Source organism: Pseudomonas sp. R62 (assembly GCF_000257605.1).
Classification (GTDB): domain Bacteria; phylum Pseudomonadota; class Gammaproteobacteria; order Pseudomonadales; family Pseudomonadaceae; genus Aquipseudomonas; species Aquipseudomonas atacamensis.
In genome coordinates this window covers 1766804-1767523 of record NZ_JH635998.1, presented here as the reverse complement: position 1 = coordinate 1767523, position 720 = coordinate 1766804, and the positions used below count along the sequence as shown (strand labels likewise).

Sequence of the window (720 nt, the reverse complement as noted above, 5' to 3'; positions counted from 1 at the left end):
GCAGTTGCCGATGGGGCTGAATGTCGAGCGGGTGCAGATTGAGCTGAAGCAGCCGAACAGTCTGGCGCCGGTGACGTTGGCAGGCCGGCGCGAGAGCAACTTGCCGTGGCAGACGCTGAGCAGCGGTTTGTTGTATCGCCTGAGCCAGAACAATCAGGACGTGGTGCAGAACGAAATCCCGCTGTCCGGGCAGACCGTGCAGCAACTCAAGCTGACCGTGGATGAGCGCGGCGGCGGTCTGGGTGAGCAGGCGCCGGACCTGAAATATGCGGTGCGCGCCACGCAAGTGATCTTCCTCGCCCGGGGCGAAGGGCCGTACAGTCTGGCCTTGGGCAATGCCACCGTGAAAACGGCGAACCTGCCGCTGGCAACGTTGATTCCGGACTTCAAACCAGAAAAGCTGGCGAGCCTGGGCAAGGCGACGGTGCAGGGCGAAGCGGTGGCCACGCAAACTTCGGCGGCGACGACGGCTGCGGTGGCCGGGACCAACTGGAAGAAGTTCGGGCTGTGGGCGGTGTTGCTGCTCAGTGTGGTGTTTCTCGGGGCGATGGCGTTCAGCCTGTTGCGCAAGCCGCCAGCCAATACCTGAGCATGGCCGGCGCTGCGCGCCAATCGCTGGCAAGCCAGCTCCCACAGTGACTCGGTCGTTCACATATTTTGTGTACACCACACATCCTGTGGGAGCTGGCTTGCCAGCGATGGCGGCCGGTCAAACAACAA

1 protein-coding gene is annotated in these 720 nt (G+C 63.2%); it reads left to right on the top strand.

Translation table 11 applies throughout. The features are described from left to right. A partial coding sequence (locus OQK_RS09100; protein WP_038860793.1) for a DUF3999 family protein occupies nucleotides 1-589 on the top strand: 589 nt, incomplete at its 5' end. Nucleotides 590-720: the final 131 nt, after the last annotated feature.